Source organism: Gracilibacillus sp. JCM 18966, from assembly GCF_055392695.1.
Genome location: NZ_AP043883.1, coordinates 4,078,441 through 4,101,808 on the forward strand (window position 1 = coordinate 4,078,441; position 23,368 = coordinate 4,101,808).

General features: G+C 36.0%; 25 protein-coding genes. 1 reads left to right on the forward strand and 24 read right to left on the reverse strand.

Annotation, left to right across the window (positions count from 1 at the left end; translation table 11 throughout):
• Window positions 1-4: 4 nt before the first annotated feature.
• The 19 genes from ACZ5N5_RS19770 to ACZ5N5_RS19860 all read right to left on the reverse strand — a co-directional run bounded on the left by ACZ5N5_RS19770 (window position 5) and on the right by ACZ5N5_RS19860 (window position 18,246).
• Entirely contained in the window at window positions 5-1,525 is a 1,521-nt protein-coding gene (locus tag ACZ5N5_RS19770) for a DUF6382 domain-containing protein (protein ID WP_109983684.1), read from the reverse strand.
• A gap of 124 nt (window positions 1,526-1,649) precedes the next feature.
• Window positions 1,650-2,168, reverse strand: a complete 519-nt coding sequence (locus ACZ5N5_RS19775; protein ID WP_464372980.1) for a hypothetical protein — start codon at window positions 2,166-2,168, stop codon at window positions 1,650-1,652.
• A 42-nt stretch (window positions 2,169-2,210) separates the two neighbouring features.
• Complete coding sequence (locus ACZ5N5_RS19780) at window positions 2,211-2,774, reverse strand: prepilin peptidase (RefSeq protein ID WP_464372981.1); 564 nt, start codon at window positions 2,772-2,774, stop codon at window positions 2,211-2,213.
• A complete protein-coding gene (locus ACZ5N5_RS19785) occupies window positions 2,743-3,339 on the reverse strand; it encodes a TadE/TadG family type IV pilus assembly protein (protein WP_054787211.1) in 597 nt (198 codons plus the stop codon). The genes ACZ5N5_RS19780 and ACZ5N5_RS19785 overlap by 32 nt, the downstream gene beginning before the upstream one ends.
• Before the next feature lie 193 nt (window positions 3,340-3,532).
• Window positions 3,533-4,174: a DUF4352 domain-containing protein gene (locus ACZ5N5_RS19790; protein WP_054787210.1), complete on the reverse strand. Its 642-nt coding sequence runs from the start codon at window positions 4,172-4,174 to the stop codon at window positions 3,533-3,535.
• Between the two features lie 162 nt (window positions 4,175-4,336).
• Window positions 4,337-4,960: a DUF4352 domain-containing protein gene (locus ACZ5N5_RS19795; protein WP_054787209.1), complete on the reverse strand. Its 624-nt coding sequence runs from the start codon at window positions 4,958-4,960 to the stop codon at window positions 4,337-4,339.
• A gap of 80 nt (window positions 4,961-5,040) precedes the next feature.
• Window positions 5,041-7,422: a DUF5702 domain-containing protein gene (locus ACZ5N5_RS19800; protein ID WP_464372982.1), complete on the reverse strand. Its 2,382-nt coding sequence runs from the start codon at window positions 7,420-7,422 to the stop codon at window positions 5,041-5,043.
• Window positions 7,423-7,449: 27 nt separating this feature from the next.
• Window positions 7,450-8,022, reverse strand: coding sequence for a hypothetical protein (locus tag ACZ5N5_RS19805; protein ID WP_464367853.1), 573 nt, complete (start codon window positions 8,020-8,022; stop codon window positions 7,450-7,452).
• A gap of 88 nt (window positions 8,023-8,110) precedes the next feature.
• A complete protein-coding gene (locus ACZ5N5_RS19810; protein WP_054787202.1) occupies window positions 8,111-8,293 on the reverse strand; it encodes a Flp1 family type IVb pilin in 183 nt (60 codons plus the stop codon).
• A 35-nt stretch (window positions 8,294-8,328) separates the two neighbouring features.
• Window positions 8,329-9,195, reverse strand: coding sequence for a type II secretion system F family protein (locus ACZ5N5_RS19815; protein ID WP_109983691.1), 867 nt, complete (start codon window positions 9,193-9,195; stop codon window positions 8,329-8,331).
• A gap of 6 nt (window positions 9,196-9,201) precedes the next feature.
• Window positions 9,202-10,128, reverse strand: coding sequence for a type II secretion system F family protein (locus ACZ5N5_RS19820; protein ID WP_464372983.1), 927 nt, complete (start codon window positions 10,126-10,128; stop codon window positions 9,202-9,204).
• Between the two features lie 7 nt (window positions 10,129-10,135).
• On the reverse strand, window positions 10,136-11,362 hold the full coding sequence (locus ACZ5N5_RS19825) for a CpaF family protein (protein ID WP_464372984.1): 1,227 nt from the start codon (window positions 11,360-11,362) through the stop codon (window positions 10,136-10,138).
• Window position 11,363: 1 nt separating this feature from the next.
• Window positions 11,364-12,458, reverse strand: a complete 1,095-nt coding sequence (locus tag ACZ5N5_RS19830; protein WP_054787200.1) for an AAA family ATPase — start codon at window positions 12,456-12,458, stop codon at window positions 11,364-11,366.
• A 610-nt stretch (window positions 12,459-13,068) separates the two neighbouring features.
• The gene (locus ACZ5N5_RS19835; RefSeq protein ID WP_464372985.1) at window positions 13,069-13,560 is read right to left on the reverse strand and encodes a PTS sugar transporter subunit IIA; all 492 of its coding nucleotides are present in this window, start codon (window positions 13,558-13,560) and stop codon (window positions 13,069-13,071) included.
• Window positions 13,561-13,647: 87 nt separating this feature from the next.
• On the reverse strand, window positions 13,648-14,418 hold the full coding sequence (locus ACZ5N5_RS19840; protein ID WP_277679881.1) for a sugar phosphate isomerase/epimerase family protein: 771 nt from the start codon (window positions 14,416-14,418) through the stop codon (window positions 13,648-13,650).
• Between the two features lie 17 nt (window positions 14,419-14,435).
• Window positions 14,436-15,476 (reverse strand): Gfo/Idh/MocA family protein, encoded by a 1,041-nt coding sequence (locus ACZ5N5_RS19845; RefSeq protein WP_464372986.1) that lies wholly within the window; start codon window positions 15,474-15,476, stop codon window positions 14,436-14,438.
• Between the two features lie 16 nt (window positions 15,477-15,492).
• Window positions 15,493-16,461 (reverse strand): sugar phosphate isomerase/epimerase family protein, encoded by a 969-nt coding sequence (locus tag ACZ5N5_RS19850; RefSeq protein WP_109983695.1) that lies wholly within the window; start codon window positions 16,459-16,461, stop codon window positions 15,493-15,495.
• 15 nt (window positions 16,462-16,476) lie between these two features.
• Complete coding sequence (locus ACZ5N5_RS19855) at window positions 16,477-17,502, reverse strand: Gfo/Idh/MocA family protein (protein WP_109983696.1); 1,026 nt, start codon at window positions 17,500-17,502, stop codon at window positions 16,477-16,479.
• An 18-nt stretch (window positions 17,503-17,520) separates the two neighbouring features.
• Complete coding sequence (locus tag ACZ5N5_RS19860) at window positions 17,521-18,246, reverse strand: ThuA domain-containing protein (RefSeq protein ID WP_054787198.1); 726 nt, start codon at window positions 18,244-18,246, stop codon at window positions 17,521-17,523.
• Between the two features lie 122 nt (window positions 18,247-18,368).
• Between ACZ5N5_RS19860 and ACZ5N5_RS19865 the strand changes: the two genes are divergently transcribed.
• Window positions 18,369-19,133, forward strand: coding sequence for an AraC family transcriptional regulator (locus ACZ5N5_RS19865; RefSeq protein WP_109983698.1), 765 nt, complete (start codon window positions 18,369-18,371; stop codon window positions 19,131-19,133).
• Between the two features lie 4 nt (window positions 19,134-19,137).
• Here ACZ5N5_RS19865 and ACZ5N5_RS19870 read toward each other — a convergent pair whose 3' ends face one another.
• The 5 genes from ACZ5N5_RS19870 to ACZ5N5_RS19890 all read right to left on the reverse strand — a co-directional run bounded on the left by ACZ5N5_RS19870 (window position 19,138) and on the right by ACZ5N5_RS19890 (window position 23,216).
• Window positions 19,138-19,815 carry a response regulator gene (locus ACZ5N5_RS19870; RefSeq protein ID WP_054859759.1) on the reverse strand — a complete coding sequence of 226 codons (678 nt, stop codon included), beginning with the start codon at window positions 19,813-19,815 and terminating at the stop codon, window positions 19,138-19,140.
• 169 nt (window positions 19,816-19,984) lie between these two features.
• Window positions 19,985-21,016: a hypothetical protein gene (locus ACZ5N5_RS19875; protein ID WP_464372987.1), complete on the reverse strand. Its 1,032-nt coding sequence runs from the start codon at window positions 21,014-21,016 to the stop codon at window positions 19,985-19,987.
• A complete protein-coding gene (locus ACZ5N5_RS19880) occupies window positions 20,991-21,362 on the reverse strand; it encodes a helix-turn-helix domain-containing protein (protein ID WP_464372988.1) in 372 nt (123 codons plus the stop codon). The genes ACZ5N5_RS19875 and ACZ5N5_RS19880 overlap by 26 nt, the downstream gene beginning before the upstream one ends.
• A gap of 78 nt (window positions 21,363-21,440) precedes the next feature.
• Window positions 21,441-22,556, reverse strand: a complete 1,116-nt coding sequence (locus ACZ5N5_RS19885; protein WP_109983701.1) for a glycosyltransferase — start codon at window positions 22,554-22,556, stop codon at window positions 21,441-21,443.
• 216 nt (window positions 22,557-22,772) lie between these two features.
• The gene (locus tag ACZ5N5_RS19890; RefSeq protein ID WP_054859756.1) at window positions 22,773-23,216 is read right to left on the reverse strand and encodes a DUF5392 family protein; all 444 of its coding nucleotides are present in this window, start codon (window positions 23,214-23,216) and stop codon (window positions 22,773-22,775) included.
• Window positions 23,217-23,368: the final 152 nt, after the last annotated feature.

The following is a 23,368-nucleotide window of genomic DNA, read 5'->3' on the forward strand; positions in this document are numbered from 1 at the left end:
AGCATTATCCTTTGTGGAAGGTGTACGAGATTTTTGCAAGTTTAATTGTATCTCCATCATTTAAGGAATAAGGTTTATAGGCTACTAGTTTCTCCCCATTTAACTTTGTTCCATTTTTCGATCCAAGGTCCTTTACTGCAAATGAAGTACCATCTGTGTTGATTTCAATATGTGTTCTGGAAACGCCAACCGTATCTTCAAAATAGCTCACGGAGGATTGATTTCTACCGATGATAAATGAATCTCCTGTGATGTTAATTCTTTCCGTTTGCCCATTACGAGAGATCTCCAAATAGGCTAAAGTGCTTACTTGCTCATCTTGATCTTCTAGCATTGCTGTTGCCTCTGGTTGTGACAATAGCGTAGTTTCTTGATGTAAATTTTGAAAATAATTTTCACTATTTACCGCTCTTGCCATTGGCTGTTCCATCGGCTTCGGTGCTTCTAGTTCCTGTTCGTCGATTTTTCTTGGACTAAAACCTTGCTTACGTTTTGATTGTTTGGGCTTTGTATCCATTTCTTCTTCTATATCTTCAGCTTCATTACTCCCTTTTCCATATACCGCCAAGAAATAATATCCAGCTGCAACTACCGCAATGGATAAACCAGAACAAATATATAGCATTCCCTCACTAGGTATACTTGTATAAAGCTTCCATATAATAGCGAAAGCAAGGAATCCAAGACAGAGAATAACAATGAGACTTGGTCCTTCTTTCTCTTCCTGTTGATTTTTTACTGGTTTCTTTTCCTTTTGTTTGGCTGCCGCTTTTTTCACCGGCGTTTTCTTGGTTGGTTTTTTCTGAATAGGCTCTTCTTTCGGTTCAGGTTTTTTCTCTATTTTCTCTTGGCGAGGTGTTTGTGGAGAAGAATATTGAATTTTCTTTATTTCACTTGGTTGAGCTGCGACAGGTGTCGGAGCTGGTGTTACTAGTTGTTTACTGTTTTTTCTCAATATATTCAATTTATTCAAGAGATCCTTTAATTGGAAATCGGATCCATTAAAATAGCTCGTAAGTTGTTGAACCCCATCCCCAGACAATGATTTCACATATCCGACCAATTGGAAAAATAATTCTCTAAATTCTGCATGTAAATCAGGCTTCTGATCTAGTTGCTTTAAAGGAATATAGGCTAAGTAAACTTCTTTTACATCATTCTCCACAAAAATAAAGCTATCTTTTAATACAAAATGCTGTTCGTTGAGCATAAACTCTTTACTGGCTTCTATAGTGGAGCCAATTCGATAAAGCAACTCATATAGTTCACTCATCGTTAACGATCTTTCTCTTACATATTGGGAGAGCATTTTTTTCGAGGAAATATCATAATAAAACTTCACATTAAAGTCTATCTCCTGCACCTCAAGTGGCAACACATGATCTATCGTATTAGAACTCATCATGTTCACTTGAATTTTGGCTAGCTCATCACTTTGTATCGAAGGATCTTCTCGATGGATTGTCATAAAATGGCCATTTTGTTGTTCAAAGTCACATGTTAAGCCATATATCGTTTCATTCATTTATTATCTCCTCTCTCTTACTTGTAGAAAGTTTCTTTTTCTCTTGCCTATTAATTTGCCTCGTCAGGGGTGAATTCCCACGTTACGGAAGTAGCCAAATTGTCTAATGCACCGTAGTTAAGGACTAACCGATAAAATTCTGATTCACTTGTATATCAAATACGAATTCTCCTTCAGCTGTGTCTCCAGGAGCAATCTCATCAGGTAATTGTTTTACAGAATCGAAAAATTCATTGCCTTGCAAAAGGTCTTGGTCATCAAAAAGATCGGCCCAATAAACATCTTCACCTCTTAAAGGTTCCTCTCCTACGTTTTTGACACTAAAATCAACGACTATAAAAACATCATTCATTAATTTTTCTCCATGAAAATCCTCTAGTAACTTAAAGGAATGTAAGGGCATCTCATAATCGCCAAAATTACTTTCTACTTTTCCCGTCTCCCCTATTTTGAGAATATCTTCATTACTAGTAGATAAGGAATCCTCTTGATCAGTTGAAGATGTACTTGAATCTTCGTTATTCTTTTTTTCTGATGATACTTCTTTTGTATTATCTACATTGGCCCCCTCGTCATCCGAACTACACCCTACTAATAATCCTGCTACTATGATTGCTGTAATAATCCACTTTAACTTTGACATTCAAATTCCTCCATTTCTAGTTTAGCCAATTTGTATACTTTTTTAAAAATAATACATTGTCAACAATATCCCTGGTACAACAGCATACATAAAGGGATATTGTTTAATTTTCAGCTCTAGAAAAGCTTCCATGGAAAGCTTTGGTTCCTTCTTAAATGTTGTTAACACCCATCGATAAATATAGAAAATAAACTTCTTTATTACTCTAAACTTGAATAAAATGATAATAATTAGACTTATTAGCCCGGCAAAAATGATAGAATAAAGAATTCCATATAAAGAAAATTCCATTCCCATAATTGCTCCAACACCAGCAAATAGTTTGACATCACCTGCGGCTAATGCCTTAAAGAGGTATAATAATAATAAGACTAAGACGCTTACCACTAAGCCAAGTAATGAGAAAAGCAAACCACCAATTAATCCTGTAATAACATGATAAGCCAACCCGACAATTACCCCTGAAACGGTTAACCAATTAGGAATTTTATTGAAGCGAACATCCATAATGAAAGCAATCAAAATATAAAGAATTAATAGATAAAACTGTAATGACATATAGATAATTTCCTTTCTATGATCCGATCCATGCTTTTTCTTTCGCATGTTTTTCTATAATGAATGTTTTCTCAATAAAGGGAATTGGTAAATCTAACTCATATTGAGTGGTTAATTCGACATATTTGTCTCCACCACTCGCAAACACATTTGGTAGCTTTGCTGTAGTAACCTTGACATTATCTGCTTCTACAATGTTCATCTCATCCTCGGTCTGGAGATAGTGCTTAACAATCGGATTAAGTACAGCTGCACTTGCTGAATCGAGAGTTTGTCCTACTTTTTCTTTGATGCTATTATAGGTGCCTTCGCCAAGACTATCTTTTACGGACTGCTCAATCAAATCTAAGTTCTCTGAAACACCAGCTTCAAGTTCCCTATATATTTCATTTCCTTGTGCCAGTGTATGCACCTCATCTACTAGAACCTGTGCAGGATACAATTGTGTAGCGATTTGTTTTGCTGTTTCCGATGTTGCTCGATTAATTGCAATGTCTACTAAAGCGAATTTGATCATATAAATAAGAAATACTAAGAAAAGGATAAAGAATGGCATCACAATTGCTGCTTCCAATGTTATACTTCCATCCTCTTTTCGTAAAAATCGCTTCATTCTGTCACCTCCCGGCTGAGTATAGGATATCCTTATACTAATAAGCTTGATTAAATCATGATAAAATAAAGGTTTCTATATTAGACTTCCTTTTATTTTTACGTTAAGTCACTAGTGATAAGAGGAAGTCATTTAACGTGAAAATAAAAGGATCAGAGTGATGATAAATCGTTAGTCATCACTCCCTCCAATATTACTCAGCGCTCGATTGTTCATCTTTAAAGAGTAGGAAATAGTCATCAAAGAAATGAACTCTATAGTAATCAGATTCGTTTACATCATAAACAATATCTCCTGTACTTATTCCACCTTCTTTTGGTGTTAATTCTAACTCTAGTTCTTCCCTTTCGTTTTGGACGGAATCACCTTCACTATCCTCAAGGTGTGATTGTATAAACATTGCTTCATAATTATATTCATCTATTAAATTTTCAATAGTAATATTGACTAATAGGAATCTATCGTTTTCTGGTTTAACTCCATTTAGTTCTTCTACAAATTCAAATGAATTCACAGTTAGTTTTACGTGATCATGTGTTATATCATTTCTTTCAAATTCTGTAGTATCGCCTACTCCTAAATCATCGGGATAACGCTCCAATACGCCATCTTTTGACTCTTGAGAAAACTCTTCATCACTCTCTTCTTTTTCCGAATTTTCTTCCATATCACCTGTATTCTCGTTTTCCTCTGGCTCTTCATTCACTTCTTCAACAGGCTCATTATTTTCTTGCTCATTCTCATTAGCTGTTTGTTCTGTTCCTTCATCAGAGTTGCATCCAACTAATACTACAGCTATTAGTAAAGCTATCATGATTAATCTTAAGTTCTTCATCTTCACTTCTCTCCTTCTCTATTAATTTTAAAAAGGTGTAAAAGATACTATCTTTTATTTTCAGTTTTAATTACTTCATATCGAAATAATCAAAAATAAAAATAAAAATAAAATATGGATATTGGAGTGATGGAATTTGATTCATCCACCACTCCATTAAAATTAATTTGATGCTTCGTCTGCACTGAATTCCCAAGTTAAAACGGTAGCTAATGCTCCTAAAGAGTTATTGTAAACTAACTCATAGGTATCTGACGCCGAAGAAATAAATAAAAATTGACCTTCCATAGAGGCACCTGGTTCAATAGTACCCTCAAACAAATTTATAGATTCATAATAAAAAGTGTTTTCAGCACTTAATCCATCATCACTAAATATTGATGCTGTATATAAATCTTTTCCATTTAGCGAATCTTCTCCAGTATTTGTTACTTTCGCATCTACTAATACGAATACTTCATCACTTTCAGCACTCTCTCCTTCTATCTCATCTAATAACTGAAAGGAGTTGAAAGTAATCTCATAGTCTCCTATTGTACTTTCAACTGTTCCTGTTTCCCCTAAACTCAATACACCACTACTATTGTCTGAGGAAGTCTCCTTACTATCAGAATCTGATTCCTCATTCTCTTCACCATTGCCATTTTCTTCTTCAGAAACGTCATTATTCGCCTCTGTAGTAGGCTGCTCATCTTCTTGAGGCTGCTGTTCATTATTATCTGAATTACAGCCAATTAATAGAATACCTAGCAATAATGCAATGGTAATTAATTTAAATTTTGACATAACAATTCTCCTTTTTAATCTAATTATTGTGTTTTATATTTCAAAATTTGCTTTACAATTAATCAGTAAAACAAATTTTATTAATATGAGAAATGTGCTTCACTTTTAAATACAAATCTTCCATCTTCTGACTGCCCATCAAGTGCACCTACTATATTCAGCGTATCTGCAATTTGTGGTACAAATATTAAATTTGCAGAGGTCTCTGCCGTTCCTTTAACATAAGTTTGACGCTCCACTAGGTTTACCCCAGTGTTTTTCTCGATTACGGCCATTATCCTTCTTAAACGTGTATCTCCACTTGGATTCATAAAAAGAAATAATCGTAAATAATCATGATATATTATAGGTAATGCCTTAACGCTCGTTAATTTTTCACTTAAAAGAGGTTTCTCTTTTCCTGAAGCTAAGGAATTAGTGTCAGAAACAGCTTCTTTCATTGCATATGATAAAGCAGCAATGAAAACAGCTAATGGATGACCAGCAGCACGTACAAGTGGTTCAGCAAAGGCTGCAATAAATCGTAATGCGAATCTAATAGCAAATAATTGACCTAAGGCCAAAGAATAATTGGCTCCTGAAGCGTGTTGCCCATATAAAATGTACTCTACTTCCCTATTCTCAAATAAGTAATCAGCCTTATTCTGAATACCTGTTGGCACCGCACTTTCAAAATGCAATAATATATATTCATTAACATACACTCTATCTCTTGCGTTTTTTAAAATACTTCCAATTCCCGAAAATATACTATCGACAATATCCATGGCATTACCCGCACTATCTCCTGCATTATCACCAATTTCAATTTCTTGAATCTCGCCTTCGGATCCTTGGGCATAGGCATTATATTGGTTAACAAATTGCTTTAATTCTTCATAAATTTGCTGATCGTCTGCTATTGATGCAAGATCATTCAGCATATCTTCTGCTTGATTATTACTATCCTCCGCCTGTTGTTCTTGTTGATCTGTTACGGCCTCGTCTGTTTCTTTAAATTCTTTTCGATCATCTTCTAATGTTCCAGAGCCTGAATCAATGTCCTCAATACTTGGATTAAGTGCAGCTAAAGCATCTTTTTTTATTTGCTGCAAGGCAGATTTACTCGATAAATCTATATCTGTTTCAATTGCTTCAAATAAACCTGGAACGTCCTTCATTCGTGTAATAGCTTTATCAATCGGTTCTTTTATAGAATTAAAAAACGCAGAATCGTAAGGATATTCCTCTAATTTTGCACTATTTTCTCTAATAGCTTCTTCTAAATTATCTACAGAGCTCGCTCCATCTGGAGGTCCTTCAGCAATATCCTCTGCATTTCCATAGTCATTAGACGCATCTGCATTTGCTTCATCAATAGTATTTTGAATATCCTCATTAAGATCTTTTGCTTTTTGTATTCGACTACTAATATCCTCTAGATTACTTATGATTCGAGTTGCAAGTGTATGCATTTCTGATGCTTTGTTTTCTGCTTGCTCTTTAAATGTCTTGCTGTCTTTTTCTTCTTCTTTTATTTTTTCTTTATTATCAGTAACTGTTTCTCCGCTAGATTTAATACTCTTCTCCATATCTTCAATTTCTTTTTCCAGTTCTTCGATTTCTTCCTCTAACTCCTTTTTCGTTTTAGGAGGATCAAGCTTTTTACCATCTTCTAGCTTCTCTAGATCGTCTTCTAGCTCTATTAATTCTTTTTTCTTATTTTTCAATTTGGTTTCCAATGTACTTTTATTCGTATTACTATTATCTATTTCAGTTTGTAAATCTGCTATTCTATCAGCAGAACCACTATATGTATTATAATGATGAATCACATCCGTGAAATAGTTTACGTTAGGATATGTACTGAACTGAGTATGAGTCAAATTCTTTTTGAAGGTTGCTACATCTGATTTCAATTTCTCAAAAATGCTTTCAACCTTATCTAAATGCTCTTCTCTTTCTTCAAAATCCTCTTGAATTTTCTCAGCTGTATCGATAAAAGCTGACGTTTCCTTCATCGCTTTTGTAACAAAGGTAAACTTTTCAATTAATTTTTTTACTACCTCAACTGGTGCTTTATATTTCATTTCTTCTAAGATCTGATGCTCTAATATATCAGGATCTGCCAGAGGTCTGGAGAATTCTACACTAGCACTCTCTAGCTTAGGATCAATAAAGGTAAAAGCCTCATCATTGGAAGTTGGTTCTAGATTTGTTTTTACAATATCCTCAAATTCAGACTCATAGGCTGCCCCATCGATACCGAATAATCCGTATTCTCGAAGGTCATTATCATAACCAGCTAATGCTGATCGAGCTGCACTTTGTACAGCATATTCTGATTGTTGTTCAGCTGCTAGGATGCGAGCATAATCAATCAGTACTGCATGAAAGAAGAATACAGCTGCTACGATTAATACAAAAAAGATTGTTACAGCACCCTTTGTATCATGTTTTAATTTGTACAAAAATCTTCTCATCTCTCCACCTCCTAGCAAGCTAACCAATCATCGACTTCCAATATACCCCATAATTTCTTTTCCATAATAAATGACAAAATCTGTTGTCCGGATTAGTTCTACTGGATCTTTCACTGATGCTGTAACCGTAACAGCAAAATCCTCATCTGCAATAAAGTCAACAAAATCCGGCAGCTTTAGATTACCAGATACTGTAACTCTGATTCTTCGGTCAAAGCCTACACTACTAGGCTCCTCTATTTCAACATCCCCACTGGCAAACATAGCGCTACCGTTTGTTCGTGCTCGTTCCATTTTGGCACCAGCCGCTCCACCTAAACCACCAGTTTTCAGGAATTTCTGAATTATTTGCTGCCCAATGTAGTTAGTTCGCCAATATAATCCATCTCCACCTGACATGGTTGTATATTGATTCTCAGCAAATTCTCCTGTTTCAAAATCTTTTTTACTGTTATCCCATGTAAAAGAGGTCCTCTCTGCAATTAAATGGGCTTTTTCATAAACAACTACCTTTTCATACACGACTAAACTAAATAGTATTAATGCAAGTGTTACGATAAAGATCGTTGGGAAGATGAGGGATGCCTCAATTGTAAACATCCCTTTTTCGCTTTTCTTAAAACTCTTCCAATGTTTGTGAAAGGAAAGGAACATAAATAGTACCCCTTCTTCATAAAAAATTTAAATATTAAGATCCACTTGGTACAGAAGGTGGTGTTGGGTTAATGCCTTCGATAATATCTTGTACCCACTCAACAATCGTGTTACCAAACAAAATAGCAACTCCTACAAGTACAGCAACAATTAATAATAACTCCAAAGTTCCTAAACCTTCTTCTTCAGTCCATAATTTCATTAGAAGTTTATTCATCGAATCTCACCTCCTTTAAAGGGATGGTTTGTCTATTAAAATATCCGCAAAGCCGGATATGCGACAATAATAAGTACAGCGATAAAAATCAATACCATCGGGAAGATAAGCTTAGAGGAAGCTTCCTCACCACGTTTTCTAGAGATGGCTTTTCGCTTTTCCCATAGATCACGAGATAATTCTCTTAGAGACAATGCAAGTTGATTCCCACCACGCTTGTAATTTAATAACACAGTAGTAGTGAAAACAGATACTTCCTGCACACCACATCGCTTACTGAAATCCTCCATTACTCCATTAAACGAGTCACCATTTTTTATTTTCGTCACAGCATCTGTCAATTCCGTATATAGAGGGTGTTTGACGTCTGCTTTCATCATCGTACAGCGAACAATTGCCTGTTGGACGGTTTCGCCAGCATTGACAAGTAATGCAATTTTGCTCGCAAACTCAGGTAGTTCCATAATGATATCTTGCTTACGTTTATCCATCTTTTCTTCAAGCTTTTTAATCGAGACAATAGGGATAAGGATCGCTAATACAATAGCGAAGACGACAAAGCGCTTGTCACCACCGTTTAATACAGCAAAAATACTTCCACCTGCTAGGCACAACATAATGACGGAGACAATTTGGGCAATGAACATCTTTGTATATTGTGGTACTTTCTTGCCTGCCGAATAAAGAATCGCTACCCTTTGTTGTACATTGGCAATCTTCGATGACAGTCGTTCCATTAATTTGAACCGATCGATCAAGCATAAGGAAGCAGGGGCTAGAAATAAAAATTGGAAATCTGCTTTATTTTCTTCGATAAACAATTTATATTGACTACCTGCTAGGATAAAAAATATTAATACAAGACCGACAGATAGGCAGCAAAATATAGCACTTATTACCATTCTTTATTACACCTCGATATCCATTATTCGTTGGCAAATCCAGAAAGAGAATACTAGAATGCCTAAACAAATCGTCATAATGATAGGTCCGAATTCTGACCATTGATACATCGGCTCCATGTAATCTTTTGAGGAGTAGGTTAATAGTGCAACGATTCCGATAGGTGCTACCGCTAATGCATTGGACTCAAATCGCTTTTGGGCAACCATTACGGAAATTTCTTGTTGAATTTCAAACTTCTCATTAATCATATTGGCCGTTCTTCGAATTACCTCGACAAGATCGCCACCCGTTCTTTTACACGTAACGAAAACATCAGTAAAATTCGAAATATCCTCTACACCTGCTCTTCTACTAAAATCCTCTAGAGCACTTTCAATTGTTTCTCTGTTTTCCAGTAGTTTATTAATCTGTTCAAATTCCCTTATGATTAGCGTTTCCTTACCAGGGTAAAGTAAATATAAATCGTTTGTAACCTCTCGAAAGGCATTCTCAATCGATCTACCAGCTACTAAAGAAGAGGATAAGGAAAAAAGCGCTTGTTGGAATTGACGGCTTAATTCAGCCTTACGTTTTTTAATTAATTTCTTCTTTCTTATTTTTGGATAATAGAAACCAATGAAAGAGAATAATAATGCTAAAATGACATTTTGATAGAATATAAATCCAATCACAAATAGTACGGCACCAGCTGTAAGGGCAATGAGCAGATATTCATGCCATTTAAAGGTATACACATTGTAATCCAACATACCGTTTTCTGTAGTTGGTTCTTCTTTCACTGCTTTTGCGAAAGTGAAGGATTTTTTCTTTTTTTCTTTCTTTGACTCAGCACTTTTACTACCACGTTTTTTCTTATCGAGTATAAATAAGATAACGACAGTAACAATACACGCTATGATGGCTATAATAAAAATTTCGATTGGAATCACCCCTTTATTAAACTTTCATACCAGCCATTTCTAGCTTCAGTTTATTTTGTAATGTTTCTCCAGTCGGCTGAAGTGCACCAATAATTTTGCCATGGGCACCTTCGCCTTCTTCTTTAAATTCATATAAAGGTGTAAGTTGAATTTGTCCATCTCCAATACCTGTTATTTCACTGATAGCTACAACTTTTCTTGAATGATCACGTAATCTCGATAAATGAACCATCACATCAATAGCAGAGCCTATTTGTTGTCTTATAACAGGAATTGGAAAATGAGCACCACTTAACACCATTGTCTCTAGACGACTTAACATATCAATCGTTGAATTGGCGTGTCCTGTTGATAGGGAGCCATCATGACCTGTATTCATCGCTTGTAGCATGTCTAATGCCTCCACACCACGAACCTCACCAACTACAATACGGTCAGGCCGCATTCTCAGTGAGGATTTGATTAGATCTCGGATGGTAATTTCACCTTTACCTTCTGTATTCGCATTTCTTGTTTCAAGACTTACGAGGTTTGGCACACTCTTGATTTGTAGTTCGGCAGAATCCTCTATCGTTATAATTCTCTCATCCTTCGGAATGAAATTAGACAATACATTCAAAAAGGTTGTTTTCCCTGAGCCGGTTCCTCCACTAATAAAAATATTGTATCTTGCTTGAACTAGCTGTTTTAGAAACTCCGCAACATCTTCTGTGATCGAGTTTTTCTGAATTAAGTCTTCAATGGTGAGTGGTCTTTCAGGGAATTTACGGATCGTCATCGTTGGTCCTTTTAGTGCAATTGGTGGTAGGACCACATTGACACGAGAACCATCCTGGAGTCGAGCATCTACAATAGGAGAAGAAGCATTAACGGTACGATTCACTTTACCAACAATCATCTGAATAATATCCTCTAGCTTTTCCGAACTTTCAAATTGCACCTTACTCTCATATATTTCCCCGTTTTTTTCAATAAAAATTTCATCATGGTTATTGATCATAATCTCCGTTATTGCAGGATCATCAATCAATGGCTGCAACACATCTAATCCACGAAAAGCATTGTATGTGCGTTCGATTAACCATTTCATTTGCTTCGAGGTTAATCGATTCTCATCTGCCTTCACAAAGACGTAAGATTCAATATATTCTTGTAGCTCTTCGTCCTTCATGGATTGCCTTTCATTTAAGACATCGCGGACATGCTCAATCGTTGAATTCACTAACTTTTCATCTAGATCCACCTTACACACCTACCCTTGAGAAGGAGCGAATCAATTTGTCCACATATTCACTAAATACAGGATTTTCTAATTGTTCTTTAGTAATTAATTGTTTCCATTCCGGAATATATGGAAGATAGCCATCAATCTCGATACCTGAATCGGCTAATTTAGGATCAATCATTCCTGTATATCGATTTAACACAAGCTGCACTCGATCACTAAATGCACCATCATTTAAAAGCCCGTGTAATTCCTCTAATAGATAGCTAGTTTTGTGAAAGCTATACATATCATTGGAGAGTAACCATAATACTTGATCACTTTTCTTTAATGCAGCAAGTTCAATTGGATCAAGGGCGCTTTCCAAATCGATCACAATATAATGATAGGTTTCGAGCTGTGTTAATGTATCTAGTAAAAGATTAATTTCCTGCTCACTCAAATCAAGCATTTCTTCCGCACTAGGGTGAAAATAAAAGAAAGGAACGGATGTATCTCTATCCACTACAATCAAATCTTTAAGCTTGGATTGTAATTGATCAGCATTTGTCTTCAAATAATATAAAAGTGGTGATGAGGATGGTTTGTCCTCCACATCAAAAAGCAATGCAATACTATTCACTAATTCTAGATTCAAATAGAATACCTCTAACCCTTCTTCTTTCATCTGTTTTGCTAAGTGAAAGGCAGTGGTGGTTTTTCCAGTACCTCCTGTTGCCGAGAAGACGGAAATAATTTTCGTTTCACCATCTGTCTTTTGGATCTTTTTCTTCTCGCGCTTTCCATTTCGTTCATAATGATAGGTAAGTACATTGGAAAGCAGCTGACTTAATGGTTGATATTTAAAAAGCTGCCCTACGTCACTTTCGTCCACCATATCTTCCACCAAATATAGAATAGACTCAATTTGAGGATACTCTTGAATGGATTGATCGTTTGATACGAGCAATATATCAGTTGGTTCCCCATTGTTTATGTATTGTTGAAAATGCTCTTCTTGTGAAAATAATTTCACATCAAACCGTTGCGCATAATCAGAACTTCTTATATAGTTTGCAAACAATTCTATGTATTCTATTTCTTGATCAAATAGGACCAATCGCAGCTTCTTCATGGTGACACCCCCCTCTGATTACATCATTAGTTTTAACAATCCACCACTTATAAAGACTAGCGATAGAACCCCTAGTATAATAATTATTTTCATATGAAGATTCACAGCAATGATTCCCCCGTTAATTAATAAAACTTACATGCAAAAAAATGAACTTCGACTATCTACCTAAAAATGATCATGATATAAAACTTCATCCAAAAAACGCTAAAATACCTTGAATTCAAACATTTCCAGACATTTATAGGTAAAGTTAACTATATCCAATTAAACCATAATTATTGAAAAATGATATAGGAAATCTCGCCTGTTTTATCAACGTAAATAAGTCCTAGTTTTATCATGAAAACGAAACATCAAATGGTCAAAAATGATCACCCGAATGATTGAGTAATTTTTGTTACTGCTTACATTCTATACATACCAATGAATGTAAAAATGGTATAAATGTTTCATTTGAAAAAAGTATGCTGTTTTTGAATTTATTGGAAAATAAGGACTATTAAAACAAACATTACTATTTTTTCGGAATGGAAACTTTTTTGAGGTTAAGAAAGAAAGAGCAGGGATAGCTATCACTCTTTCTTTTTAATAGAGGAGAGTCTATTTTTTAGTTCTTCTTTAGTTCGAATAATATGGTTTCTCCAGCCTTCGCATCTTCGTCCGAAATTTTTTGATCCGCTGTATACTCATCACCATTTAACAGAATAATTGGTGTAACTGTTTGGTAATTTTTTCCCGCGATAATGTCTGTATGGAATACAGCAATTGGATCACCTTTCTCGACTTTATCACCATTGCTCACTTTTACTTCAAACCCTTCACCATCTAGCTCCACCGTCTCTAAGCCCATATGTATTAAAATCTCAGCACCATTATTTGCTTTCAAACTAATGGCATGCTTTGTTTTAAACACATCTACTATTTCACCGTCGATTGGTGATACTACTTCATTACTAGATGGTTCTATAGCCACTCCATCCCCCATCATTTTCTGAGAAAAGACTTGGTCAGGCACCTGCTCTAAAGCAATCACCTTCCCTGTTATTGGTGCAACCAATTCTGTATTCTCTGCTTTTTTCTTGAACAAGTTTTTCAACATTTAAAACACCCCCGGCAATTTACCATTATAATTACTTATACCCTAATTTAGAATAATAAAACATTAACTAGTAAAAATACTCGATCATTAAGATCGAGTATTAGCGATGACTTCTTTTAATTTACTTACATTGACTCTAGCACTATCCAATGGGTCGCCATCAAATTTTTCTTGCTCAATAACGTACCAATTGACTCCTGCTTTTTCCCCTGTTTGCCATAATGTAGCAATATCTAATGATCCTTTCCCAATTTCGATGCTTCGTTTTTCACCATTCTCCACCGTCATATCCTTAATATGCAGGGAGACGATCTGTCCTTTATATGCATCGATTACTTGTAGTGGATCATTTCCTGCATGTGTTGCCCAGTAACAATCCAGCTCTACCTTCACATTTTCTTGGTTTGTTTCTTCAAAAATGATATCAAAGCCTCGCTTACCATTTCCTAGATCAAAGAATTCCATATTATGATTATGATAAGCAAACGTAAAGCCTGCTTCTCTACATTTACGACCAATTTCATCCAATTCCTCAGCAGCTCGATAATAAGCAGCCTCATCACTACGATACTCATCTGGTAAAATCGGACATATAATTAGCTCATTACCAATCGTACGGTTATACTCAAGCGATGCCTCTAACTGATCTCCGACTAAGGAATCAAATGGCATGTGACTGCCAGCAGCTACAAGCCCTGCTTCATCCATTACTTGTTTTAACTTTTCTGCAGGTGTATCGAAAAATCCAGCAAATTGGACCGCTTCATATCCCATCTCTCCCAGTTTTCTTAACGTACCTAAAAAATCATTACTTGTATGTTCTCGAACAGAATATAATTGAATAGCAATTTTCCCCATGTGTTGATCTCTCCTTTTTATAGATTGACAGCCTTACCTGTTTCTGCTGATTGATAAAGTCCGTCAATGATTTTTTGGATATTCGTCCCTTGCTTCGCATACTCGCCTGTGACATTTCCAGCTAGACAGTCCGCTACAAAAACATGAATTTCTGTTTCATGAGCATTTACCTTTGGCAAATAAGCTGGTGTAATATCAAGTAGCGTCTCATGCTTCTCCTGGTACATCTTTAATGGAAAGATATCGGCACCACCCTGATTACCCATTAAGGAAACTTGCATCAGATCATTTTTTTCCACATTCGCAGCAAAGGCTGATTCTAACACGAGTGACGCACCGTTTTTAAAAGTGATCATTCCGATCGCCATGTCTTCTACTGTGAAATTCTCGTAATCCCATGCTCCTAATAATCCGACACCTTTCTTCGTACCTAACTGTTGATGGGTTTGGCCTAAGACAACGGAAGGTTCAGGATACCCCATTAAGTATAATGCTGTATCAAGCATATGGACACCAATATCGATTAGTGGGCCACCACCTTGTAATTCCTTATTTGTAAACACTCCCCATCCAGGGATTCCACGTCGTCTAATGGCATGAACACGTCCTGCATAAATTTCACCAAGTTCACCTGCATCAATAAAACGTTTCGCTGCTTGTGTTTCCGCTTGATAACGATAATGGAAGCCGTACATTAATAATTTTCCTGAAGCAGCTTGAGCATCCTCCATTTCTTTTGCTTCTTGCTGGTTCATAGCAGGAGGCTTTTCACATAGAACATGGCAATCAGCCTGAAGGGCTGCGATGGTCGCATCCTTGTGAAATTTGTTAGGAACACATACACTCACCGCGTCTAGCTCTACTTCCTTTAACATTTTTTCATATTGATCAAAGGCATGTGGGATACCTTTCTCTTCAGCAACTTGCTTCGCTCTCTCATAAGCCACATCAGCAATCGCTACAACCTCTACTTGATCCGATACACTATGATAAGCTGGAAGATGTACACTTGTTGCAATTCCACCTGCTCCGATTAAGCCTACTCGTAATTTTCCCATTCTCTTCATCCCTTTCTTATGCCCACCACATATCTGTGGGGCTTTCGGTAATATTGACTGCCTTTAAGTTTTGGACAGCTCGAGTGAATCCTTCATCAACGGACATAATTGGATCTTCATGTTCGATACTAATCACATAATCATAGCCAAATGTTCTTAGGGCACTTATCATATTAGACCAGTCTTGGAGACTGTGCCCACACCCCACAGAGCGGAAATTCCAAGCTCTTGTTTGGATATTACCATATGGCTGCATATCTGTTAAACCATACATGTTTACATTGTCTTGATCAATATACGTATCCTTTGCATGGAAATGATGAATCGCATTTTCCTTCGCCAAAATTTTGATAGCAGCAACTGGATCAATTCCTTGCCACCATAAGTGACTCGGGTCAAGGTTTGCACCAATTGCAGGGCTTGTTTTTTCCCTTAGTTTCAACATTGTATAAGGGGTATGTACTAAGAATCCTGCGTGTAATTCAATCCCAATTTTGACCTGGTGCTTTTCTGCTAATTCCCCAATTTCTTTCCAATAAGGGATGAGTTTTTCCTCCCATTGCCATTCCAAAACATCTGCATACTCTGTTGGCCATGGGGCTACTGGCCAGTTTGGTGCTTTCGCATTTTCGTGATCTCCAGGAGTACCAGAAAACGTATTGACAACAGGCACCCCCATCAAACCAGCTAGCTCAATGGTTTTTCTTAAAACTATATCACTTTCCTTAGCAAATGCTTGATCTGGTGTTAACGGATTTCCGTGACAGCTAAAGGCACTTATCGTTAAGCCGCGATCCTTCACTGCTTCGGAGTAAGCTGCTCGTTTCTTTTCATCTGCTAAAAGCTCATCTATTTTGCAATGAGCATCTCCTGGATATCCACCTGTTCCAATTTCCACAGCGTCCAACCCATTTGCCTTCACATGATCTAGCATTTCTTCAAAGCTTTTTTCTGCAAAAAGCACGGTAAACACACCTAATTTCATCAGAATGCTCCTTTCTTATAATGAGATATTCTTCTTCGATTCATTTGCCTCTAATGCTGCTAAAATGATTTTCAATGATTTGTAGCCTTCTTCTCCATCGATAAGTGGTTTTGTATCATTTAATACACTATGAACAAAATGATCTACCACACCTGATGATGTTTGCCCACCACTATCATTTGTTTGGATTTGACCTAGATCATAATTTACCTTTGTACCATCTGTAAAACGTGCGATAAGGCTATATGTTGGATCATCTTCCAATCGAAGATTTCCTTTTTCCCCATAAATCACTGTGGAGTTATCCTCCCCATCTTTATAAGCCCAGCTTGCCGTCAATGTTCCGATAATGCCTTTTTCACTACGCAAAATCGTAACAGCCTGATCGTCTACATCGCTATTTTCCTTTGCCGATGATTCAATCATGGATGCTACTTCCACAAACTCTGTATCAAGGATGTAACGAATAACATCTGCTTTATGAACACCTAGATCCCCTAGCGCACCAATAAACGCTTCCTCTTTACGGAAGAACCAGCTATCTGCTCCGTCAATACTCCATCCTTCTGGTCCACCATGGCCAAATGTCGTGCGGAAGCTATAAATTTTACCTAGGTCGCCATTCGCGATGATTTCTCGTGCTTTTTGATGACTAGCTACAAAACGCTGATTATGGGCAATCATTAGTTTTTTGCCAGCTTTCTCACTTGCAGCAATCATTTGCTTTGCCTCTTCATCAGATGTCGCCATTGGCTTTTCGCAAAGCACATGTTTACCATTTTCAGCAGCAAAAATGGAAACAGGGGCATGTAGGTAATTTGGTAAACAAACACTGACTAAATCGGCATCACTTTCTGTAATTGCCTGCTTATAATCCGTGTACGCCTTTGCTTGGTATTTTTCCGCTGCTTCCTGCGCTCTTTCCTCAATCACATCACAAACCGCAACAATCTCAACATTTGGATTCGCATTGTATTCTGGTAAATGACGATGAATGGCAATACTTCCACATCCAATAACAGCAACCTTTAATAAACTCATATTTATCCTCTCCTCAACTTATGATTTTGGTTCGATTTTTTCTAATGGTTTTGCATTACCGTATGTTGGATACTCTCTACCAACAGGCTTTGCCCATCTAACCGCATTTTGAATTACTTTTTGCACATCTTTATGGTAATAAGTAGGATAAGTTTCATGACCTGGTCGAAAATAAAATATACGGCCATTCCCTCTGCGATACGTACATCCTGAGCGGAATACCTCTCCACCTTCAAACCAACTCACCAATACTAGCTCATCTGGGGCAGGGATGTCGAAATGCTCGCCATACATTTCTTCCTTATCGATTTCAATAAATTCACCAATTCCGTCCACAATTGGGTGAGTCGGATCTACTACCCACATACGCTCCTTGTCATCTGCTTCGCGCCATTTTAGATCACAGCTTGTTCCCATAAGCTTTTTGAAGATTTTCGAAAAGTGACCAGAGTGTAATACGACAAGTCCCATTCCATTTAATACGTGTTCATGGATTTTGTTAACGATTTCATCTTTCACCTCATGATGAGCCATATGTCCCCACCATACTAAAACATCTGTTTCTGACAGCTTTTCTTCTGTTATGCCATGATCTGGTTCATCTAAAGTTGCCGTATTTACCTCCACATCATCTGCTTCGAGAAACTGCTTAATCGCACCATGAATACCTTCAGGGTAGATTTTGGCAACCTCTTCGTTTTGTTTTTCGTGTCGATTTTCGTTCCATACTAATACTTTCACTATTCTTCCTCCTCACCTTTCTTATTTGATTATATACTAGTAGATTATTGTCGCCTTGAACATAAATGATATAATGAATACATGAACTATTTTGCTAAAATCAATGGTTGAAAAGGATGAAAAAAATGAAAATAGGTTTTTGTGGATATTCTTATCACAATTATGCGTACAATACTTCTCATCAATCTCGGTATGTATCCTATTTATTTCGATTACAGATTGATGGTACCGCACAAGTGAAGGTTGGAGGAAAAGAACACCCAATCGAAAAAGGGGATCTATTGATCGTAAAACCAAATGAAACATATGAGCTTTATGTTGGAGAACAACAAAAAAGTGGAGATTTTCACTTATATTGTGAGGGGGAATGGATCGATCAACGTTTCAGGCATGCACCAACCCTCTCAAAGATACACTTAGATGATACACTGCTGGATTTATGGCACCATCTAATTATTGAGGAAAGAAGACCTCTTAAAGAAAGAAACAGTGAACTTAACCAGTATTTGCTAAGTGCATTGTGTGTTTCCTTAGAAAGGTCTATTGATCGAAAAGTTAGTGATATTCATCGCCCATATATCATCACAAGAATGATGAGATATATCGAAGAGCATGCAACAAAACAAGGATTTAAGGTGCAAGATGTAGCTGACCATTGTCATCTAAGTGTATCGAGGTGTGTTCACTTATTTAAAGAACATCTGCAAACGACAATTATTGAATATGCTCAATCTATTCGAATATCTACTGCCATTAACCAAATGAAATACACGACGATGACACTAGAAAATATTGCGCTAAACTGTGGATTTGGTTCCTATTCCTACTTCCATCGAGTATTTAAGAAGCAATATAACATCTCACCTAGAGCCTATCGAGAAAAAATGTAGGCATCTATCCGGTCATTTCAGATAATATTTTTAAAAGCTCTACGCGACTTTTGATATTTAATTTTTTGTAAATAATCGATAAATAGTTCTTTACGGTACCTTCACTTATTCCTAAATGCTCCGCAATCATTCGGTTTGTCCAGCCTTTTTTCATTAATTGAATGATTTGCCATTCTCTCTTATTAAAGTCTTTTCGATGATTAAAATGCTCTTTTATATAGTGAAGTGAGCTTTCACGTTCCATCTTTAATAAGCTATCTAACCTTTTGGCAAAATGATGGACCATTTTTTGTGGAGCAACAAATTTTCCATCGATAATAAATCGTAACGTTTCTTTAAATTCGTCTAAACTAGAGCTCTTTAAAATATACCCATCCGCACAAACTGACAAAACCCGCTCAATCGATTCTTCATCTTCATAGGCAGATAATAGGACAATTTTAATGTTTGGATAAATTTCCTTTAACTTTTTTGCACATTCCATACCATCCATGATAGGCATATGTATATCCAACAAGCAAAGAAATGGGCGTACTTCCTTTTGCTTAATAAAGTCTATCACCTCTTGGCCATTAGTTAACTTTCCAATGACGCTAAATTCCTCCATATCCTCAACAAAGCTTGTTATCATATCTCTGAATAGCGTTTGTGCTTCTGCAACTACTACTGTATGTTTTACCATCTTGACTTCCTCCAGTTTTTCATTTACTCATTTCATACTATTATTATTCCTTTTTACATTAGTATGATTCACATTCCCTCATGTATGACTATTTTTCCTAATGTTTTTATATTATAAAGCATTTTCGTTCTTTTAAAAGAACATTAAGTCAAACTTTTTGTTTTTTTGTCTATTTTTGTATATGTTGTCGAAACATAGTGACTACTTGTAATAATTCATATGAGAGTACTTTTTCTTCTAAATAACGAACGCACGGATTAACTAAACCCAAGGATAATACTGGTTTATCGAGAAGAATGGCTTCTGACAACAGGGAATGTTGTCCCTCTTCCCATTCCATATAAAAATCTGCTTGCTTTAAATATTGATAAAGATTATGCTTTTCCCCTAACAAGACGATTTGATTCTGTAATTGATATTTATGGATCTCCTCTATGATCTGATAGATGAACGGGGTGTTGCCATATAAATACCATCTAACAGATAACTTTTTCTTCTTGATTACCCGACAAATGTGAATAAATTCATCCAGCTGTTGTGGAGTGGACCAGTTACCAGGTGAAAGAATTCTCATCCCACCTCTATCTGAAAAACCTTCGCCAATTTTTGCTGCCGCTAGCACCATTTCCAGCTGATGGTTATCTCTCTGATACAATACATTGACACCCGAAGTCTTTTGCCAATGATAGAAAGAAAATGAATTGGTGATATATCGCCAATTTGGCAACTCTTCTCTCAGGTCTATCAATGGAGATATCACATGAAGATAATAAGTAACTTTCGCTGTTTCTATTTTTTCTTTTACATAAAAAACGGATACTCCTTGTGAAAAAACCAGGACATGATCATACACTCTTCTATCCAGCTGAATCAACGGACTTAAATGATTCCAAAAAACAGCTGTAATACTCGGGTAATTGTAGCTTGCGATACGAATGTTCCTTGGAATTGTCAATGGGACAAAGCTAAACTGCCAATAATGCTGGTTATTAGATTCATCCTTTTTATTACTTTTTCTTAAGTTAAGAGGAGGTAAGACACTCGCATAATCTTTTAAATATTCGTAAAGACCACGATGGTATTCCATCATTTGAACATATACTTGATCTTTTTCCTTATAATGATAATGAAACATGGACTTTATCTGTTGGATAGAGAGAATAGGATCATACGGATCAATCACCATTAAAATTTTTTTCATCGTTTGACTCCATTCCTTGTATTTGATTGGCAATGCCATCATAATCGCCAACATCTTGACAGGATTGCTTATTTTTCCAACGAATAAACTCAAATAGGACTTTATATTCTTCCAATTTCGGTCGATCAATTCCAAGCTTTTTCAATTCATAAACAAAATCATTCCATTCCTTTTCCGCAACGAGAGATTCTTTTTCTTCCCCTAGTAATGTAGAAACATCGACATGTAATACTTCTGCTATTTTTTCAACAATATGTATCGACGGGTTACCATTTGAACTTCTTTCTAGATTACTTAAATAAGATTTTGATATATTCGCTCTTTCGGCTAATTCTGATAATGTCATGTTCTTTTTCTTGCGAATGTCACTTATATTCCTACCAATCTTCATTTTTAGTACCTCTGTTCTAATGATCTTTTCACCTTATATTCGTTCATCACGTAGCTCTAAATATCTTTGTTCAGTTTCATGTGCAAGATTTTTAAGCTCAAATCCACTTTCTAATAATGTTGCTTGGTTTACCTGGATTCGCTTTCTTTCGCTGTATATCCTTTCGATTTTCTCTAGCCATAATAATTTTTCCTCAATGGAAATATAATCAATTAATTGATAGCCCATATCTACTTCTTTTGTAACCGTATCAGACGCTAGAATCGGAACTCCAGTACCTTGTGCTTCTATCAGTGATGTTGAAAAACCATCGTAGAGGGAAGGATAAACAAACACATCAAATGCTTGAATCCATTGCCATTGATTTTCTTCGTTGTTTAAAATATGGACATATTCTTTTATTTTATATTGATCTATCTTTTCTTCGATCTCTCTTTGTAATGGACCATCTCCGACAAGCACTAATCTTGCTTGTGGAATTCTTCTTCTGAATGCAATGAATAAATCCAATAGATAAGAATGGTTTTTTTGCTTTGTCATCTCACCAACATGACCAATTACAAACTCTCGTTCTGTTAACAATAGGTGCTCGCGCATTTCCTCTCTCGTTGATTTCGAATAACAGAACCTTTCTAGATCGATCGCATTTCTCATCAGCACAGCCTTTTCAGCTTTCCATTTAAACAACCATTTAGCAGCATCTGTCGAACATGCAAAGTAATCGGTCGCCAGAAATAAAATAAATAAACCGACAATATTCTTCCGCATTTTTAGACTCCAAGAGCCATCATTTGCATTCTGATAGCTGTGTGCTACTCTAACCGGAATACCTACACGTCTTGCTTCTCTTAGAGCAAAGGTACTCCATTGATCTAAATGACTATGTACAACTATGTAGAACCGATGCTTCTTAAAGAACTGTCTCAATGATCGTTTATGGGCTAAATATCCTTCCGATAGACTTGGTATTCGGTAAATGTGTCCACCTAATTGTCTAATCTCGTTATCAAATTCCCCATCCCCAGTTGTCAAAAAGTCAAACTGAATTTTCTTTCTGTTTATTTTTCGATACACATTCATTAGGAAAGCTTCTTTTTCTCCATTTTTCATTTCCTCAACAACATGTAATATTCTTAATGCACTCTCCACTAAAATCCCCCTCTCCGCAAAAGACTTTCTCTTAGTCCATTGTGCTTCTCTGTTTTTTGTTAATTATTATAATGAACACTTCATTCTTTATAAAGAACGCATGTATATATTCTCATGATTTACCTTTTATGTCAACCTAAACTTGTACAAAATAGGAAATTCACCCTATTAAAACCTTTCATCAAGCAAATAAAAAAGCCACTTCGAAAGTGACTTTTATTCTTGCATCATTTTTCTTCTTTCATGTTCCTCTGTTAAGAAGTTCATAAATGTCTGGATACCAATCTTTGGTTGGTTTTTTATAAGCGAAATATAATCCTTCTTCTTATAATCATTCATTACTTCGCTTTTTTCAATTCTTGTAACAATATGTTCTACCTCTAGTGCAAGGATTTTTTTCTTGATATACTTAGTTTCTTTATATAGTGCCATTCCTACTGCTGCCATTAATGCATACACTAATATAATGGCCGTCATACCACTTTCGAATCCACCGAAAAATAGAAAGAAAATCAAATTAAACACAGAAATAAATAATAAAGGCATTGCAAACATCATGTATTTCGTATTTTTCTTCATTAGAGGACTTAATTTATGGAATAATTTTTCTAATTCGATTTTAATAAAAGATGGTATTTCACTTGTCATAAATGAGAACATTTCCATACCTCCCTCTCATCTATAAAATTATACCCTTTTTATCAGATTGTAAAACCTAAATTCATAGTTTTCCTATTCTCATTATAATTCTTTTTTCGAATTCTAGTCAAAATCGTTGCTTATACTTGGAACTACGTTTGCTTTGAATTATG

Coding starts and splice junctions, on each gene's coding strand:
- ACZ5N5_RS19770 (WP_109983684.1), bottom strand. CDS start 1,525: ATGAATGAAACGATATATGGCTTAACATGTGACTTTGAACAACAAAAT.
- ACZ5N5_RS19775 (WP_464372980.1), bottom strand. CDS start 2,168: ATGTCAAAGTTAAAGTGGATTATTACAGCAATCATAGTAGCAGGATTA.
- ACZ5N5_RS19780 (WP_464372981.1), bottom strand. CDS start 2,774: ATGCGAAAGAAAAAGCATGGATCGGATCATAGAAAGGAAATTATCTAT.
- ACZ5N5_RS19785 (WP_054787211.1), bottom strand. CDS start 3,339: ATGAAGCGATTTTTACGAAAAGAGGATGGAAGTATAACATTGGAAGCA.
- ACZ5N5_RS19790 (WP_054787210.1), bottom strand. CDS start 4,174: ATGAAGAACTTAAGATTAATCATGATAGCTTTACTAATAGCTGTAGTA.
- ACZ5N5_RS19795 (WP_054787209.1), bottom strand. CDS start 4,960: ATGTCAAAATTTAAATTAATTACCATTGCATTATTGCTAGGTATTCTA.
- ACZ5N5_RS19800 (WP_464372982.1), bottom strand. CDS start 7,422: ATGAGAAGATTTTTGTACAAATTAAAACATGATACAAAGGGTGCTGTA.
- ACZ5N5_RS19805 (WP_464367853.1), bottom strand. CDS start 8,022: ATGTTTACAATTGAGGCATCCCTCATCTTCCCAACGATCTTTATCGTA.
- ACZ5N5_RS19810 (WP_054787202.1), bottom strand. CDS start 8,293: ATGAATAAACTTCTAATGAAATTATGGACTGAAGAAGAAGGTTTAGGA.
- ACZ5N5_RS19815 (WP_109983691.1), bottom strand. CDS start 9,195: ATGGTAATAAGTGCTATATTTTGCTGCCTATCTGTCGGTCTTGTATTA.
- ACZ5N5_RS19830 (WP_054787200.1), bottom strand. CDS start 12,458: ATGAAGAAGCTGCGATTGGTCCTATTTGATCAAGAAATAGAATACATA.
- ACZ5N5_RS19835 (WP_464372985.1), bottom strand. CDS start 13,560: ATGTTGAAAAACTTGTTCAAGAAAAAAGCAGAGAATACAGAATTGGTT.
- ACZ5N5_RS19840 (WP_277679881.1), bottom strand. CDS start 14,418: ATGGGGAAAATTGCTATTCAATTATATTCTGTTCGAGAACATACAAGT.
- ACZ5N5_RS19845 (WP_464372986.1), bottom strand. CDS start 15,476: ATGGGAAAATTACGAGTAGGCTTAATCGGAGCAGGTGGAATTGCAACA.
- ACZ5N5_RS19850 (WP_109983695.1), bottom strand. CDS start 16,461: ATGAAATTAGGTGTGTTTACCGTGCTTTTTGCAGAAAAAAGCTTTGAA.
- ACZ5N5_RS19855 (WP_109983696.1), bottom strand. CDS start 17,502: ATGAGTTTATTAAAGGTTGCTGTTATTGGATGTGGAAGTATTGCCATT.
- ACZ5N5_RS19865 (WP_109983698.1), top strand. CDS start 18,369: ATGAAAATAGGTTTTTGTGGATATTCTTATCACAATTATGCGTACAAT.
- ACZ5N5_RS19870 (WP_054859759.1), bottom strand. CDS start 19,815: ATGGTAAAACATACAGTAGTAGTTGCAGAAGCACAAACGCTATTCAGA.
- ACZ5N5_RS19875 (WP_464372987.1), bottom strand. CDS start 21,016: ATGAAAAAAATTTTAATGGTGATTGATCCGTATGATCCTATTCTCTCT.
- ACZ5N5_RS19880 (WP_464372988.1), bottom strand. CDS start 21,362: ATGACATTATCAGAATTAGCCGAAAGAGCGAATATATCAAAATCTTAT.
- ACZ5N5_RS19890 (WP_054859756.1), bottom strand. CDS start 23,216: ATGTTCTCATTTATGACAAGTGAAATACCATCTTTTATTAAAATCGAA.